The sequence below is a fragment of the Luteibacter sp. genome (assembly GCF_009912395.1).
Classification (GTDB): domain Bacteria; phylum Pseudomonadota; class Gammaproteobacteria; order Xanthomonadales; family Rhodanobacteraceae; genus Luteibacter.
Genome location: NZ_WNDO01000011.1, coordinates 1 through 15,606, shown reverse-complemented (window position 1 = coordinate 15,606; position 15,606 = coordinate 1). Strand labels below are relative to the sequence as shown.

12 protein-coding genes are annotated in these 15,606 nt (G+C 63.5%); 7 read left to right on the top strand and 5 right to left on the bottom strand.

Annotated elements, in window-relative coordinates:
- Positions 1-53 precede the first annotated feature (53 nt).
- From GAK28_RS11420 to GAK28_RS11395, 6 genes are read left to right on the top strand one after another with little or no spacing between them, the layout of a single operon-like run.
- Positions 54-3,224 (top strand): TonB-dependent receptor, encoded by a 3,171-nt coding sequence (locus GAK28_RS11420; RefSeq protein WP_291778778.1) that lies wholly within the window; start codon positions 54-56, stop codon positions 3,222-3,224.
- Positions 3,225-3,232: 8 nt separating this feature from the next.
- Positions 3,233-4,594 (top strand): APC family permease, encoded by a 1,362-nt coding sequence (locus GAK28_RS11415; protein WP_291778775.1) that lies wholly within the window; start codon positions 3,233-3,235, stop codon positions 4,592-4,594.
- Positions 4,595-4,598: 4 nt separating this feature from the next.
- On the top strand, positions 4,599-7,307 hold the full coding sequence (locus GAK28_RS11410) for a sugar-binding domain-containing protein (RefSeq protein ID WP_291778773.1): 2,709 nt from the start codon (positions 4,599-4,601) through the stop codon (positions 7,305-7,307).
- Positions 7,308-7,317: 10 nt separating this feature from the next.
- On the top strand, positions 7,318-8,328 hold the full coding sequence (locus GAK28_RS11405) for a LacI family DNA-binding transcriptional regulator (RefSeq protein WP_291778769.1): 1,011 nt from the start codon (positions 7,318-7,320) through the stop codon (positions 8,326-8,328).
- 12 nt (positions 8,329-8,340) lie between these two features.
- On the top strand, positions 8,341-9,162 hold the full coding sequence (locus tag GAK28_RS11400) for a sulfotransferase (protein WP_291778766.1): 822 nt from the start codon (positions 8,341-8,343) through the stop codon (positions 9,160-9,162).
- Positions 9,159-10,868: a bifunctional sulfate adenylyltransferase/adenylylsulfate kinase gene (locus tag GAK28_RS11395; protein WP_291778764.1), complete on the top strand. Its 1,710-nt coding sequence runs from the start codon at positions 9,159-9,161 to the stop codon at positions 10,866-10,868. The genes GAK28_RS11400 and GAK28_RS11395 overlap by 4 nt, the downstream gene beginning before the upstream one ends.
- Positions 10,869-10,886: 18 nt before the next feature.
- Here GAK28_RS11395 and GAK28_RS11390 read toward each other — a convergent pair whose 3' ends face one another.
- From GAK28_RS11390 to GAK28_RS11375, 4 genes are read right to left on the bottom strand one after another with little or no spacing between them, the layout of a single operon-like run.
- A complete protein-coding gene (locus GAK28_RS11390; protein ID WP_291778763.1) occupies positions 10,887-11,207 on the bottom strand; it encodes a hypothetical protein in 321 nt (106 codons plus the stop codon).
- Positions 11,204-11,776, bottom strand: a complete 573-nt coding sequence (locus GAK28_RS11385) for a sigma-70 family RNA polymerase sigma factor (RefSeq protein ID WP_291778758.1) — start codon at positions 11,774-11,776, stop codon at positions 11,204-11,206. The genes GAK28_RS11390 and GAK28_RS11385 overlap by 4 nt, the downstream gene beginning before the upstream one ends.
- Positions 11,769-12,140 (bottom strand): DUF6249 domain-containing protein, encoded by a 372-nt coding sequence (locus tag GAK28_RS11380; protein WP_291778755.1) that lies wholly within the window; start codon positions 12,138-12,140, stop codon positions 11,769-11,771. The genes GAK28_RS11385 and GAK28_RS11380 overlap by 8 nt, the downstream gene beginning before the upstream one ends.
- Positions 12,141-12,171: 31 nt before the next feature.
- Complete coding sequence (locus tag GAK28_RS11375; protein ID WP_291778753.1) at positions 12,172-13,686, bottom strand: serine hydrolase domain-containing protein; 1,515 nt, start codon at positions 13,684-13,686, stop codon at positions 12,172-12,174.
- A 375-nt stretch (positions 13,687-14,061) separates the two neighbouring features.
- Between GAK28_RS11375 and GAK28_RS11370 the strand changes: the two genes are divergently transcribed.
- Positions 14,062-15,186 (top strand): J domain-containing protein, encoded by a 1,125-nt coding sequence (locus GAK28_RS11370; RefSeq protein ID WP_291778750.1) that lies wholly within the window; start codon positions 14,062-14,064, stop codon positions 15,184-15,186.
- Between the two features lie 158 nt (positions 15,187-15,344).
- Here GAK28_RS11370 and GAK28_RS11365 read toward each other — a convergent pair.
- Positions 15,345-15,606: IS3 family transposase (locus GAK28_RS11365; RefSeq protein WP_291774508.1), on the bottom strand; the 262-nt coding region annotated here is incomplete at its 5' end.

The following is a 15,606-nucleotide window of genomic DNA, read 5'->3' as shown; positions in this document are numbered from 1 at the left end:
CGCGTCCGGGCATTACGCGTTCCCGACAGGCAACAGTCACGAGGTTACGGCCCATGTCCACACCACTTTGTAAGCATCCCTTGTCGTTCGCCATCGCGATGACACTACTGGCCATCGCGTCGCCGAGGGCGGGTGCTTCGATTCTTTTCGACGTACCGCAAGACACACCCAATCCGCCGCCAGCCGCGACGAAGAAGGACGATGGCAAGGATGGACAGGACGGCGCCAAAAAGGCGGTGGACCTGTCCGGGGTTACCGTCACCGGTGTGCGCGCGTCGCAGATGAAGGCCATCGACGTAAAACGCGATGCCGACCGCATACAGGACAGCATTACGGCCGAGAACATCGGTGCGCTGCCCGACACGACGATCACCGATTCGCTTCAGCGCATCACCGGCGTGCAGATCAATCGCGATGCGGGCGTGGGCACCTCGGTGGACGTTCGTGGCCTGCCCCAAGTGGGCACGATGCTCAACGGCGAGATGTTCATCACCGCCGACCAGATCGACTCCCAGCAACCCGACTTCAGCATGCTGCCGTCGACGCTGTTCCACGGCGCGGACGTGGTGAAATCGGCCACCGCGAGTGAAACCGATGCGGGCATCAGCGGCGCCATCGACCTGCATACCTACCGTCCGTGGGACCTGCCTTCCGGTTTCACCTATAGCTACTCGGCCAACGGCGAGCGCGGATCGACCACGAAGCATACGGGGCCCGAGGCCAATGGCTTGATCTCCTATAACGACAAAGGGCGGTGGGGTTTCCTGATCTCGGGTGACTATTCCGATACCCGGCGCATGAATTCCACCGAGGGCCTGGACCAGTACGGCGCGGTGCTCAATGGCGAGAACGCCGTGAGTTCCGGTGGCTACAACGGCTTCCTCTCGCCGTGGAACGGCGCGCCCATCCCGTCGAAGATCGTGCAGAACGCCGACGGCAGCGTGGACGTGAACGGCGACGGCAAGTCGAACGGTGTTTTCCTTGGAAGTCAGGACTTCGGCATCAACCAGATCATCACCCAGCGCAAGCGCAAGTCGGGCAATGCGTCCTTCCAGTTCGACATCGGCAACGGCTTCAGCCTGACCAGCGACTACTTCTACTCGCAGCAGCACGAGTTCGACCGGAACGTCGGCATCCAGTTCAACTCGACCAACTGGCAGGGCGCGACCTATGTGCCGTTGCAGTCGCAGGATACCGGCCGCCCAGCGCTCGGCGCGTACGGCACGCCGCAGCCCGGCTGGGAAGGGTCGAACATCTACACGACCCAGGTGTACCAGAAGTGGCCGGGCGACGTGGAATCGTACTCGCAGATGATCCGCAAGTTCTCCGTGGCGAAGAACCTGAACCTGCAGCTGGACTATGACGACGGCGGCCCCTTCACCGCGACGCTGCGTGGTATCCACGACACGGCATCGCAGTCGCTCCAGGAAACCGATGTCAACATTTCCGATTCGAACGGAGCGCTTTGGCCCAACGTGCTCAAGGATGGCGTTCCTGATGACGCGGTACCTCCCGGGACGATGGTGTACCCCGCCGAACTGGGCGGAAACCGTGTGTTCAATCCCACCGGTATTCCGCAGAACACCGTGCCCATCGTGGCGGACTTCCGCGGCCGCTATCTGAAGATCGGCACGCCGGCCGAACTCGCGGCGGCATTCTCCAATCCCGCCGCATGGACGATGAAGACGCTGGAATCGTCGGGTAACTACGATCGCAAGGTGGCCCTCAACGCCTTGCGTTTCGACGGAAAGTTCGACTTCAACGACGGCTTCAAGCTCGAATTCGGCGTGCGTAACAGCATCCGCGATGCGAGCAACAAGGGATGGACCTTCGAGACACCGGTGTACGGCGGCATGGGCGCGAGCGATCCGAACGGTTGCCTGGTGCGCTATGTGGGCGCCGACGTGGTGCTTAACAGCGGATCGTGTACGGCCGGCAACGACCTGGGGTACTTCCGTGCCGGCCCGCAATCGGCTATCTCCATGCCGAATACGGCCGCGCCGCTCGCCAATAACTTCAAGGCCTACAACAACCTGCTCGGCTCAGGCATCAATTTCTGGGCACTCGACCCCGATGCCATGAAGAACCCCGAGGCCTTCTGGAAGTCGCTGTATCCCAATACTGTGCGGGTAGGCGAACCGGGTACGACCTGGGGCGTGCGGCTCAAGGAGCTATCCGGTTATCTGCAGGGTGACTTCAACGGCACGATTGGCGACATGACCTACAGCGGCAATGTGGGTGTGCGGCTGATCCATAGCAAGCTCGATGTGACGCAACACCTGAGCGGTGCCCCGGGTTCCTATGGCGACGAGCCGGAGGACGTGGGCACGGAGATCACCCGGCGTTCGTATCGCGACATCCTGCCTTCGCTGAACTTCGCCCTGGACGCGACCGACAGCCTGAAGTTCCGTTTCGCCTATTCCAAGAACATGATGCCGCTCAACCTGAGTACCTGGGCGGGTGGCCTGACGCTGAACTATTCCTTGTCCGAAACGCCCGATGGCCCCTTGTTCCGCGTCTCCAACGGCACCTCCACCGGCAATCCCAACCTCAATCCCTGGCGTTCCACCAACTTCGGGGCTTCGGCGGAGTACTACATCAATCCCACCAGCATGGTCAGCCTGTCGCTGTTCCGCATCAACGTGGACAGCTTCATCAAGAACGGCAGCGTCACCAACTGTACGTTACCCGACGAAGATGGCGTGGTGCGCAACCATTGCATCGTCATTACCCAGCCCGTGCAGGGCACGGGCAACAGCATCAAGGGTGCGGAGCTGGACTATCGCCAGGGATTCACCTTCCTGCCGGGCATCCTCTCCAAGACGGGCATGGAAGTGAACGCTACGTACGCGCCCAGCAACTCCGGCGAGCGTGACCTGGCCGGCAAGAAGATCCCGTTCCAGGACAACTCCACGAAGTCCGGAAACTTCATCCTGTGGTACCAGGACGACCGCTTTCAGGCGCGTGTGGCCTACAACTATCGTTCGCGGCGCGCCGTGTCCGACAGCGTGGGCGGCATCACCGGGCTTGAGCTGTACGAGGCTCCGCAGGCGTACATCGACGCATCCGTCTCCTATAAATTCGCCAAGCAGATGGAAGTGTTCCTCAACGGTACGAACCTGACCAACGAGTACCAGCGTTACTACCTGACGTGGTCGAACCAGCCCGGGCACTCGACGTTCTCCGAACGCATGTTCATGTTCGGCATCCGTGGCCAGTGGTAGGGGGACCCATGAGCGAGCGTAGTTTTCACCGATCGATCGGCGTCTTCTCGGGCACCGCCATCAACATGACGCAGATGTGCGGCATCGGCCCGTTCATCACCATCCCGCTCATGGTCGCAACCATGGGCGGTCCGCAGGCCATCGTCGGGTGGGTCGTCGGCGCCTTGTTGGCGATGGCGGATGGACTGGTCTGGGCGGAGCTGGGCGCGGCGATGCCGGGTTCCGGGGGGACCTATGTGTACCTTCGCAGGGCTTTCCAGGAACGGTCCGGCAAGCTCATGCCGTTCCTCTTCATCTGGACGATGCTGCTCGCCATCCCCTTGTTGATGTCCACGGGCATCATCGGCATGGTGGAGTACCTGCAATTCTTCTTCCCGGGCATGGGCTGGTGGACGTCGCATCTCGTCGGCGTGGCCGCGACGGCGCTGGTGACCTGGCTGCTGTATCGACGCATCGAATCGGTACGCGTCATCACCATCGCGCTGTGGGTGATCATGCTCGTCTCGATCATCGGCGTGGCGGCCGCCGGGTTCTCGCATTTCGATGCCGGGCTGGCTTTCGACTTTCCGCCGGATGCGTTCGGTCCGCGCTTCTTCGTTGGTCTCGGTGGCGGCCTCATTATCGGCGTCTACGACTACTTGGGCTACAACACCACGGCGTACATTGGCGACGAACTGCGCGATCCCGGTCGCACCATGCCACGCACCATCATCATCTCGATCACGGCGATGATGGTGGTCTATCTCCTTCTCAACATCAGCGTGCTGGGCGTGGCGCCATGGCGGGAGATCGCGACCTCCAAGTCCGTCGCGTCGCTGGTGGTGGAGCGAAGCTGGGGCCACGCCGCTGCGGCGGTGATGACGGCCCTGATCATCATCACGGCCTTGGCCTCGGTGTTCACCGGCCTGCTCGGCGGTTCGCGGGTGCCGTTCGAGGCGGCGCGGGACAAGGTGTTCCTTTCGACGTTCGGTAAGCTCCATGCGAAGGACGGTTTTCCCCATGTGGCCCTGCTGACCATGGGCGCCATCACGGCCATCGGCACCTTCTTCGACCTGACCGAAGTCATCAACATGCTGTTGACCGCGATCATCCTGGTGCAATCCATTGCCCAGGTAGCGGCCCTTATCGTGCTTCGACGACGCGAGCCCGGGCTTCATCGGCCGTACCGGCAGTGGCTTTATCCGGTGCCTTGCATCATCGCACTCGTGGGCTGGGTGTATGTCTATGTGTCCGCCTCGGCGCTGTCGCTGATGTTGTCGGGCGCGTGGATCGTCGCTGGCCTGGTCGTCTTCGCCTTGTGGGCGCGCGTGAACGGTGCGTGGCCTTTCGCACCGATCGAGATCCAGCCAACGGCCGCCAGGGAGCATTGACGCCATGCCGAACGCAGTACGCACGGCCTTTGTCGCCGCCATCGTGATGAGCCTGGTTCCGGGCTCGGCGGCTGTGGCAGGTACCACGTATGCCGATACGCGCCTCGCCGCTGAGATGGGCGTCGTCAGCCCCATCGGGCAGTGGCAGATCCAGGACGACGCGAAAGCCCAGCAGGGTGGGGCGGTGATTTCCGCCAGTGGATTCACGGCCAAGGAGTGGTATCCGGTATCCGGTCGTGCCACGGTCATGGCCGGGTTGCTGGAGAACGAGGTCTTCAAGACCGACGTGTTCCACAGCGACAACCTCCGCGCCGTGCAGGTGCCCGATGCCAGCGGCAACCTGTTCGTGACGCCATGGTGGTACCGGGCGGGCTTCGAGCTGCCGAAGGTGGCCGGAAAACGCCACATTCTTTTGCGCACCCACGGCATCATCTCTGGTGCGGACGCGTGGGTGAACGGGCAGAAGGTCGCCGATCGCGCAGATCTCTCAGGAGCCTATCCCGAGCACGATATCGACGTGACGCGATGGGTGCGCGCGGGTTCCAACGCCGTGGCCTTGAAGGTGTATCCCGGCGATCCGCGGATGAGCCTGTCCATTGGCTGGGTAGACTGGAATCCCACGCCGCCGGACAACAATATGGGGCCGTGGCGCGGGGTGGACATTGTGCAGACGGGGCCCGTGGCGTTGAGCGCACCGCATGTGGCGTCCACGCTATCAACGGATCTTACGCAGGTGACGCTGGCCGTGAGCGTGACGGCGAAGAACCTGGACACGGTGGCCCATGACGTCACCGTCTCCGGCACGGCGGCTGACAAGCCGGTGCAACAGACGGTCCATCTCGCGCCTCGCGAGGTGAAACGGGTGTCGCTGGCTTCCGGATCGGCGCCGGCCGTGACGCTGGACCATCCCAAGGTGTGGTGGCCCATCGGCATGGGCGAGCACCCGCTCTACCAGATGGCGGTGACCGCGACGGTCGACAATGCATTGTCGGATCGGGTGACGACGAGTTTTGGCGTGCGCCGCGTTGAATCGACGTTGACGCGCCAGGGCTATCGCCAGTTCACCATCAACGGTCAGCCCCTGCTGATACGCGGTGGCGGCTGGGCACCCGACATGTTCCTGCGCGACGATCCCGCGCGCATGGACGCCGAGTTTAGCTACGTGGTGAACCTCGGCATCAATACGATTCGCAGCGAGGGCAAGCTGGAGAACGACCGGTTCTACGATCTGGCCGATCGCAACGGCATCCTCGTGCTGGCCGGCTGGGAGTGTTGCGACAAGTGGGAGGCTGCCGCGAAGACCGGTGGCGAGCCGTGGAACGATGCCGACATGCGCGTCGCCAAGGCCTCAATGGCCAGCGAGGCTCGGCTGCTGCGCAACCATCCGTCAGTGATCGGCTTCTACATCGGCAGCGACCATGCCCCTCCGCCGGCCCTGTCGAAGATGTATACGGATACGCTGCGCGAGGAAGGCTGGACGTTGCCGGTCATTTCCGCGGCCGTGGCCGAGGCGACGGCGGAAGCCGGTCCGTCCGGCATGAAGATGGCGGGCCCCTACGATTGGATACCGCCGTCGTACTGGTACGCGGACAAGCTGGGTGCGGCCTTCGGCTTCGATTCGGAGGTGAGCGCAGGTGCGGTCATCCCGCGCCTGGAGGACTTGCAGCGCATGTTGTCGGTGCAGGAACAGGAAGCCCTGTGGAAGTATCCGGAGGCCCGGCAATACCACGCGTCGGCTGACTGGTCGACCTTCGCCGTGCTCACGCCATTTGATATCGCACTGGCAAAACGCTATGGCGCGCCGCATGACCTGGCCGACTACGTGGCCAAGGCGCAGCTCGACAACTACGACAACGTGCGCGCGCAGTTCGAGGCCTTCAACGCTCGCATGGGCGCCGACAACCCGGCCACGGGCGTCATCTACTGGATGCTCAACAGTGCATGGCCGTCCCTGCACTGGCATCTGTACGACTACTACATGAATCCAGCCGGTGCGTACTACGGTGCGAAGAAGGCCAACGAGCCGGTGCATGTCCAGTACTCGTACGATTCGCGCTCCATCGTGGTGGTGAACCACACGCTGGATGAGCGTCATGGATTGCAGGCCTCGGTGAAGGTCCGCAACCTCGACGGCAGTGTGCGCTTCCAGAAACACGTGCAGGACATCGAACTGCCGGGCAACCGTGCACAGTCGGTGCTCGACTTGCCGTCGGTTACGGGATTGTCCACGGTCTACTTCATCGAACTGGAGCTGGCCGAGAAGGACGGAAAACCCCTGAGGCGCAACGTCTACTGGCTATCCACGCGAGCGGACACGCTCGATTGGGCGAAGTCGAACTGGTATCTCACGCCGGTCACGGAGTATGGCGACTTCACCGCCCTGGCGTCCTTGCCCAAGGCGATCCGTGAGGTCCGAGCCTCGACCGTGCGCGAGGGGAGCGAGGAGGTCACCACCGTGACGCTTTCCGTGCCTTCCTCGTCGCCGTCGGCCGCCGTGCAGGAGCATCTGACGATACGGCGCGGCGCGCAGGGCGAGCTTGCGCTGCCCGTGAGGTGGACTGACAATGACGTCACGCTCTGGCCCGGCGAATCCGTCGTGCTCACGGCGCGCTACCCGGCGCAGGACACGGCCGGTACGGTGGTCGAGGTATCCGGTTGGAATACGCCCGTGGAGCAGGTGGCCGCGGGAGTCACCCAGGGAACGAAGCATTGAAGAGGCCTTCATGTCGCGCGTGACCATCAACGATGTGGCTCGTGCGTCCGATACGTCGAAGAAGACCGTTTCGCGCGTGCTCAACCAGGAGCCCGGCGTGCGCGCGGAGGTGCGTGACCGAGTGATGGCCGCCGTGGCCGAACTCAACTACCGGCCGCTCGCATCGGCGCGCAGCCTGGCCTCCAATCGCTCGTTCATGATCGGGCTGCTCTACGACAACCTGTCGCCCAGCTACGTCATGGAAGTGCAGGCGGGCGTGCAGGAGGCCTGCGAGGCGCAGCAGTACAGCATGATGGTGCAGCCGCTGGACTCCAAGGCGCGCGATTTCATGGAACGCGTCGAAGGCATCCTGTGGCGGCATCGTCCCGATGGCCTGATCCTCACGCCACCCATTACCGACCACCCGGCGTTGCTCGCCCACCTGCGCGCCACGGAGCTTCCATTCGCCTCCATCGCGCCGCGCAAGTCCAAGGGCATCGCCGGTATCATCCTGCAGGAGCGCGAGGCCGCCGCGGCAATGGTGGATCACCTCGTCGCGCTGGGGCATCGTCGCATCGCGCATATCATCGGCGATCCGAAGCATGGCGCCGGCGTATGGCGCCTCGCGGGATACCGTGACGGGATGAAGCGCGCGGGATTGGCGGAGCGCGCCGACTACATGGTGCAGGGCCAGTTCTCTTTCGAATCGGGCGTGAAGGCCACTCGCCAGTTGCTCAAGCTGAAGCAACGGCCCACCGCGATCTTCGCGGCCGACGACGATATGGCCGTGGGTGCCATCTGGGCCGCCGCCGAAGCTGGCGTGCAGGTGCCCGACGAAGTCTCCATCTGCGGTTTCGATGACACCACGATCGCGACGCGGGTGTGGCCCCTGCTCACCACCGTGCACCAGCCGGTGCGCGACATGGGCAAGCGGGCGACAGAAGAATTGTTGATGGGCCTGCTTGGCAAGGGAGAGCCGCGCATGGTCGAAGTCGATTACCAAATGCGCCTGCGTGCATCCACGGCGCCCGCACCCCGATAGAGGAAGTACCGCATGTCAGAGCGCCGGTTCCATTTCATCTCCGGCCTGCCGCGCGCGGGCACCACATTGCTCGCCGCCATCCTCAACCAGAATCCGCGTTTCCGCGCCGGCATGACCAGCCCCGTCGCCGACATCATGGGCGTGGTGGTGGCTGAGGCCAGCAGCAAGAACGATTTTGCCTTCGATGTCACGGACGAACAGCGCGTGGCCGTGCTGCGCGGCCTGGTGGAAAACTTCTATTCGACCGATCCCCGGCCCGAGGTGGTATTCGACATGAGCCGGCTGTGGTGCAGCCGCATGGGCCTGCTCAAGGCACTGTTCCCCGAGGTGAAGGTCATCGCCTGTGTGCGTCAGCTGGCGTGGGTGCTCGACAGCATGGAGCGACTGGTGCTCAAACAGCCGGTGAGCGTCAGCAAGGTGTTTCGCTATGACACGAATACGACGGTGTACGCTCGCGTCGAGGCCCTGACCGATCCGCGTGGCATGGTTGGTTTCGCCTACCAGGCGACGAAGGAAGCGTTCTACGGCGATTGCGCGCGCGATCACCTGATGCTGCTGACCTACGAGAGCCTGGTACGCAATCCCGAGGCCTCCCTGCGCGCGGTGTATCGATTCCTGGGCGAGCCCTGGTTTGAGCACGACTTCGACCATATCGAATACCGCGCCGACGAATTCGATGCCCGCGTGGGCATGCCGGGGCTGCATGTGGTCCGCGCCAAGGTCGAGGCCGTCGAGCGCGCGCCCGTCCTGCCGCGCGAGGTCTTCGGGCGGTTCGCCAACGAAGCGTTCTGGGCGGACCCGAAAAACAACATCAACCAGGTGACCATCGTTTGACCACGCTGGTCGAGCCGCACGGTGGGGTGCTGAAGGCGCTGTACCTGCCGGAGGCCGAGGCCCTCGCTATGAGGCGTGCCTCCGGTACGCTGCCCAGCGTCGTGCTCGATCATCGACACCTGTGTGATCTGGAACTGCTGCTCGATGGCGCGTTCTCGCCACTGGATGGCTTCATGGGTGAAGCGGACTACGATGCCGTGGTCGAGGGCCTTCGCCTGGCCGATGGCACGCTCTGGCCCATGCCGATCACGCTCGATATCTCCGAAGACGCCGCGGCATCGCTGTCGATCGGCCAGAAGGTTGTGCTTCGCGACGGGCAGGGCACGGCGCTCGCGATACTCACCCTGTCGGATATCTTCCGCCCAGACAAGGCGCGCGAGGCGTTGCAGGTCTACGGCACGCTGGATGCGCATCATCCCGGTGTCGCCGACCTGCAGAGGCGGGGCCCGGTGTACCTGGGCGGCCGCGTTCACGGCGTGCAACGGCCGGCTCATCACGACTTCGTCGATCTGCGGATGTCGCCGCGCGAGATGCGCGCCCATCTTGCCGATCAAGGCTGGGAACGCGTCGTCGCCTTCCAGACACGCAATCCGCTGCACCGCGCGCACGTCGAGCTGACGCGCCGTGCCATGGCTGCGGTGGATGGCAAGCTCCTGCTACATCCTGTCGTCGGGCGGACCAAGGACGGGGATATCGATACGTATACGCGTGTCCGCTGCTATCGCGCCTTGGTGCAGCACTATCCGCCAGAGGCGGTGAAACTGTCGGTACTGCCGTTGGCCATGCGTATGGCGGGCCCGCGCGAAGCGCTATGGCATGCCATCATCCGCAAGAATTTCGGCGCGAACTTTTTCATCGTCGGGCGCGACCATGCCGGTCCGGGAAAAGATGCGGCGGGGCGGCCGTTCTATGACGCACGAGCCGTGCAGACTTTGGTTCAGGCACACGCCGACGAACTGGGTATCACGGTGCTTCCTTTCGCCCCGATGGTGTATTCGCCATCACGGCAGGCCTATGTCGGCACCGACGAACTGCATCCCGGTGAAGCCGTGAGCGACGTCTCGGGCACCGAACTGCGCAGGCACCTGCGCGACGGTAACCCTATCCCGGCCTGGTTCACGTATACGGACGTAGAGGCCATCCTTCGCGAGCGTTTCCCGCATCCGGAAAAGCGCGGATGCGCTATTTTCTTCACGGGGCTGTCCGGTGCCGGCAAGTCGACCCTCGCACAGGCGCTCATGGCCAGCATCCTCGAAACCACCGGGCGGCAGGTCAGCTTGCTCGATGGTGACGAAGTGCGGCAAACCCTGTCGGTAGGTCTCGGCTTTTCACGGGCCGACCGTTCGGCGAATATCCGCCGCATCGCCTACGTGGCCGCGGAAATCGTCCGGCATGGCGGTATCGCCATCTGCGCCCCGATCGCTCCCTATGGCGAAGACCGGGACGCGGCACGCGCGTTGGTGGAGGCGCACGGCGATTTCATCGAAGTGCATGTCAGCACACCCCTCGATGTCTGCGAAGCGCGCGATGCAAAGGGCCTGTATGCGCAGGCACGATCGGGGACGCTCAAGCACTTCACCGGCATCAGCGATCCGTATGAAGTACCGGATAGCCCGGAACTTCGTCTGGACAGCTCGGAGCAATCGCCGGCTTTTCTCGCGGCCCGGATTGTCGAGCTGCTGCGGGAACGTCGCTTGATGGGCTGATCTCCCGCCGGCCCATGCCTAGTCATCGGACTCCGCAAGGCCCCAGCCCAGGCCGAGCAGCGACATGCCGGCCACGACCAGCAACAGCGTGACGGCGGTAGTCGAGGGGCGGTTATGTAGCCAGTCGCTCCAACCGGCATGCAGCACCGGGCTCGGCCACAGGCTGAGACAGCCTGCGATCAATCCGATACCGGCACCGGCCACCGCTAGCCACGGCACCGGGCGGCGGCGTGGCGGCAGGCGTTGCATGAGTCGGTCCGTGAAACCGTCGTCCGCGACCGGGCCGTCGAACCCTGCGCGCAGCAGTGCGTTGATCGCATCGTCGTTGTCGGGTGTCATGCGGTGTCTCCGTGGTGATCAGGATGTTGCCATGCGGTAAGCCATAACTTCAGCTTCTGCTTGCCGCGTAAGGCGTGGCTCTTCACCGTGCCCAGTGGCATGTCCAACACATAGGCCGTCTCTTCATGACTCAGGCCGAGCTGAAAGCAATGCAGCAACACCGACTGCTCGCCATCGGACAGGAGTCGCATGGCACGGGAAAGATCCAGTTGCAGGTCAAGCCGTTGCGGCGGTGCTGATAGGGAGGCCGTAGCTTCGTCATCGCCGCGGACATCGCCCCAGTTTGACCGGCGTCGTGCCTGGAGAAAACAGCTGTAGGCGATGCGATAGAGCCACGTGGAAAACAGCGCATCGCCGCGAAACTGATCCAGCTTCTTCCAAGCCAGCAGGAAGGTTTCCTGCGCGAGATCGTCCGCCGCGGCGTCGTCGCCATGCGTCAATCGCCTGAGCTGGGCGCGCACCATGCCCTGGTACCGACGCACCAGCTGGTCGAATGCCCGTCGATCGTCGCTGGCCAGGACGCGCCTGATGAGCGCCCTGTCCATGTCGCCGATGCCGCGCTCAGCCATGCGCCTCACCACGCTGGTTCAACCACCAGCTGGCGAGATAGCCGAGTCCGGTCATCAACGGCAGGAGGCCGAGACCCCAGAGGCTGCGGATGCTCAGGCCATCGTCCAGGTGGCCGGGTAGGGCGAGCAGCATCATCGTCAGGCCGAGGCCTCCGCTGATGAGCACCAGGGCACGGCGGCGTTCCGAGTACTCCATGCGCTGTTCAACAAGCAGCTCGTGGGGCAGCGTAAAGCCCTTGTCGGCCAGCTCCAGCAGCATGCGGTAGCGCGCCTGCGTCTGCATGTGGCGATAGCGCAGTACGAAGAAGATGGCCAGCACGGGGGCGGCCAATACGATGAGGGGAATCAGGTAGACGGCATCCATGGGTTCGCTCCGGTCGTAATCGAATATGGGTTCAAGGCGTCGGTGATGCCGGCGCCTCGGTGGCAAGCAGGTCGGCGATGTGTTCGGCGAGCATCCAATTCTGCGTCGGTCCTTCGTTGCTGGTGAGCGCCACGACGGCGCCGGTCTCCCAGACGATCTGCAGATTGGCTGTGGTCCCCTCGATGCCGCCCGTATGGCCACGGATGTGCGCGCCGTGGGACAGCCGGTCGCCGAAGCCCGCGGCGTAGGCCCCTGGCCCCGCCGGCACCTCATCGTCGAAGAGTGTCGACAAGGTGGCCGCCTTGAGCAAGGTGCCGTCGCGCAGCGCCGTGGCGAAGGCGATCAGGTCGGTGTTGGTCGAGTAACCACCACCGGCCGGGCCACCCTTGGCACCCAGCTTCATCCATGCGGCCTTCCAGTCGCGGGAGAACACGCCTTCCCGGTAGTAGCCAGTGGCAAGGTTGGGCACGACATCGTCCAGCCTGTCGAAGCCACTGGATGCCATACCGGCGGGGGCGAACACATGGTGCTGGATGTAGTCGTCGTAGGTTTCGTGCGACGCCTTCTCCACGATCCGGCCGAGCAGGACGTAACCGGCGTTGCTGTAGCTCCACTGCTTGCCAGGCTCGCTGGTGACGGGCTGGTGCGCGATGAGATCCAGGTAGTCCGCAAGGTCGATATAGCGTTCGCGGTGCTGGAAATACTCGTCCACCATGAAATCGCCCAGGCCAGCCGTGTGGTGCAGCAGTTGCCAGAGCGTGATGCGCTGGGCGAGTGGCTGATCCGGATACTCGGGCAAGGCCTGCGCCAGGGTTGTCTTCCACGAGAGCTTGCCGGACTCGACCAATTGCGCGATCGCGACGGCCGTGAACATCTTGCCGATCGATCCGACGTGGAAGCGGGTGCGATCGTCGATGGGCACGGCGAAGGACCGCTCGGCCATGCCCCGGCACTCATTGACCAGGATGGTCCCGGAAGCCTTGACCGTCACGCAGCCTGAAAACTCGTCTGCGGCGGCGAGCCTGTCGATCGCGGCTCGTACGAGCTCGGCGATCCGCTCGTGGGATAGCGGCCCCTTCGGCCATGCCGCATAAAGGCCGGGATCCTCCATGGGGAAGAGCGTGGCCTGGGCGAGCTTGTCGGGCTGCTTCGGATCGACGCCGAGGACAAACAGGCCCTGCCGGCCGTCGCGGCGCGCCTTGACCGCCAACTGGAGCATGCCGGGTTGGCGTGGATCGGTGCGACGGTCGACGACCTCCAGGCCGCCGCTCTCGCGGTTGGCGATCATCAGCTCGCTCACGAAGGCCGCCCGGTCGTCCTTGGGCATGGTGGGCGCGACGACACGCTCCGCCCATGCCCGGAGCGCGGCTGGGCTATCCGTATCGATCCGCTGGACCAGCTGATCGCCCAGCTTTCCTTCGGGCGAGTCCCGGACGACCGCGGCGGCGCCTACGGTGAAGGGCAGGGCAGCCAGGGCCCCCGCCAGGGCGGCAACGCGGAGTGTGTAGCGGCTTCCATTACGACGTGCCAAGTGCGACGCAAGCATCTCGGTACCTTCCGTTGGGTGGTCTCGAAGGCTTGGATGCGTCGGTGGCGGTGTTTGGATGCAGTCGACGTGGACGTCGGGGGTTTGGTTGTTCCCGGAACGCGATCCACAGGCCGTCAGCCTGTTCAGGTGGCACGAAAACGCTAGTCCGCCCCTTCGATCTGACGACCCGGGTAGCAGGCAGATGCGCTGCGGCGAGTGCCGCAAGGACATGGCCTGCATCGTTTGTACGCACCGTCACGCTGACGATACGGTGACCGGGAATACGCGTGTAGGTGGCAGGGGCAACCGGACTTCATCTCTACCCAAGCGCAGAACCTGCGTACCCCCGGCGTAGAATGGCAGGATCGCCCATTCGCTCAGAAAATCTGTTTCATGACGAAGAAAATCCTTGGCCCGGTGGGTACCACGACACACGGCCTCGCGCGTACGCCGTCGAAGGGCCAGCAGGCTTTCAACACGTTGATCGAGAAGATCGAGAAGCGCCGTGCGACGTTGGCCGACTGGGAAGCTTTCGGTACCGACTTCCGACGCAAGTTCAACGACGAGCTGCTGCCGCTGCGGGGCAGCTTCAATGCATTGCGGTCTCAGCTGGTGAATCGCCTGGATCAAGCGCACGATACCAAAGGCCTGACGAATGCTGAGCGACAGACGGTCGAGGACCTGATCATCCTTGTCGCCAGCGATTTGCTCGCCGTCGTCGACGATCCCGCTATCGAGGAAATCTTCCAGCGCTACAACGCGTCAAGTGCCGAGGAAGAAGCGGCCGCGATCCATGCGATGCGCGACGTGATGCAGGATGTACTCGGCGTCGATATCCCGGAAGACATCGAATTCGCTTCTGTCGACGACTTGCATCTTCACTTCCAGGAGCAGCTGGATCAGGAAGAGGAGCGCGAGCGCGCCCGCCATGAGGCGAAAGCAGCGCACCACGCGAAGCGCAAGCAGTCACCCAAGCGTGCCGCAGCCGAGGAGCGAGCACGCGCCGAGGAGACGGAGGTGCACCTGTCGATCCGGGAGGTCTACCGTAAGCTGGCCAGCGTGCTCCATCCCGATCGCGAGCCCGACCCCGTTGAGCGGGAGCGCAAGGCCACGTTGATGCAACGGGTCAACCAGGCTTACGCCAACAAGAGTCTTCTCGACTTGCTCGAGTTACAGCTGGAGCTGGAACACATCGATCAGTCCGTGCTGGAGAGCGTGAGCGAGGAGAGGCTTACGCGCTGGAACAAGATTCTGAAAGAGCAGTTGCGCGGCCTCGATCAGGAGCTGTCCGAGGTCAAGATCGAGTACGCGATACGAGTCGGTATGAGGCCGGGGTATCCCGTGTCGCCAAGGAACGTCAAGTCCATGTTGAACACGAACATCAACCAGCTGCGCACCAGCGTCCGCGTTTTCGAACAAGACCTGCGTGTGTTTGATGACCCCAGGCAACTGAAGCCCTGGCTCAAGGCCATGAAGCGCGAACTGGCCGCGCAGGCCGACTACGACATGCGGTTTTGAGCGAAGATCAAAGGCGGTAGAGGGCGGCAGGTACGGAATTGAGCAAGGTCCGAGCGACTACCAGCTATAGTGGATCGCGCACTGGTGTGCGATGTCACCTATTCTGGCCGCTCGCATCCAGCATAGTTTGATCTTGCCCCTGATTTACGGACACCTATCTAAGCGACATTGGCCAGCTCGTACTGCTCTGGGCTGAGGTAGCCCAGGGTCGAGTGCAGCCGGATCCGATTGTAGTCAACCTCAATGTAGTCAAACACATGAGCCTTGGCCTGCTCCCGTGTGGCGAGGTGTTCACCATGGATGGCCTCGACCTTCAGACTGTGGTTCCAACTCTCCATTGCTGCGTTGTCGTAGCAGTTGCCTCTGGCACTCATGCTGGCGATCAAAGCGTATTGCTCCAACAGGGCGCGGTGCTCGCGC

Bases quoted from the DNA above. Each gene is read 5' to 3' on its own strand.
- GAK28_RS11410 (WP_291778773.1), top strand. From the start codon at position 4,599: ATGCCGAACGCAGTACGCACGGCCTTTGTCGCCGCCATCGTGATGAGC.
- GAK28_RS11400 (WP_291778766.1), top strand. From the start codon at position 8,341: ATGTCAGAGCGCCGGTTCCATTTCATCTCCGGCCTGCCGCGCGCGGGC.
- GAK28_RS11415 (WP_291778775.1), top strand. From the start codon at position 3,233: ATGAGCGAGCGTAGTTTTCACCGATCGATCGGCGTCTTCTCGGGCACC.
- GAK28_RS11380 (WP_291778755.1), bottom strand. From the start codon at position 12,140: ATGGATGCCGTCTACCTGATTCCCCTCATCGTATTGGCCGCCCCCGTG.
- GAK28_RS11405 (WP_291778769.1), top strand. From the start codon at position 7,318: ATGTCGCGCGTGACCATCAACGATGTGGCTCGTGCGTCCGATACGTCG.
- GAK28_RS11420 (WP_291778778.1), top strand. From the start codon at position 54: ATGTCCACACCACTTTGTAAGCATCCCTTGTCGTTCGCCATCGCGATG.
- GAK28_RS11385 (WP_291778758.1), bottom strand. From the start codon at position 11,776: ATGGCTGAGCGCGGCATCGGCGACATGGACAGGGCGCTCATCAGGCGC.
- GAK28_RS11375 (WP_291778753.1), bottom strand. From the start codon at position 13,686: ATGCTTGCGTCGCACTTGGCACGTCGTAATGGAAGCCGCTACACACTC.
- GAK28_RS11390 (WP_291778763.1), bottom strand. From the start codon at position 11,207: ATGACACCCGACAACGACGATGCGATCAACGCACTGCTGCGCGCAGGG.
- GAK28_RS11370 (WP_291778750.1), top strand. From the start codon at position 14,062: ATGACGAAGAAAATCCTTGGCCCGGTGGGTACCACGACACACGGCCTC.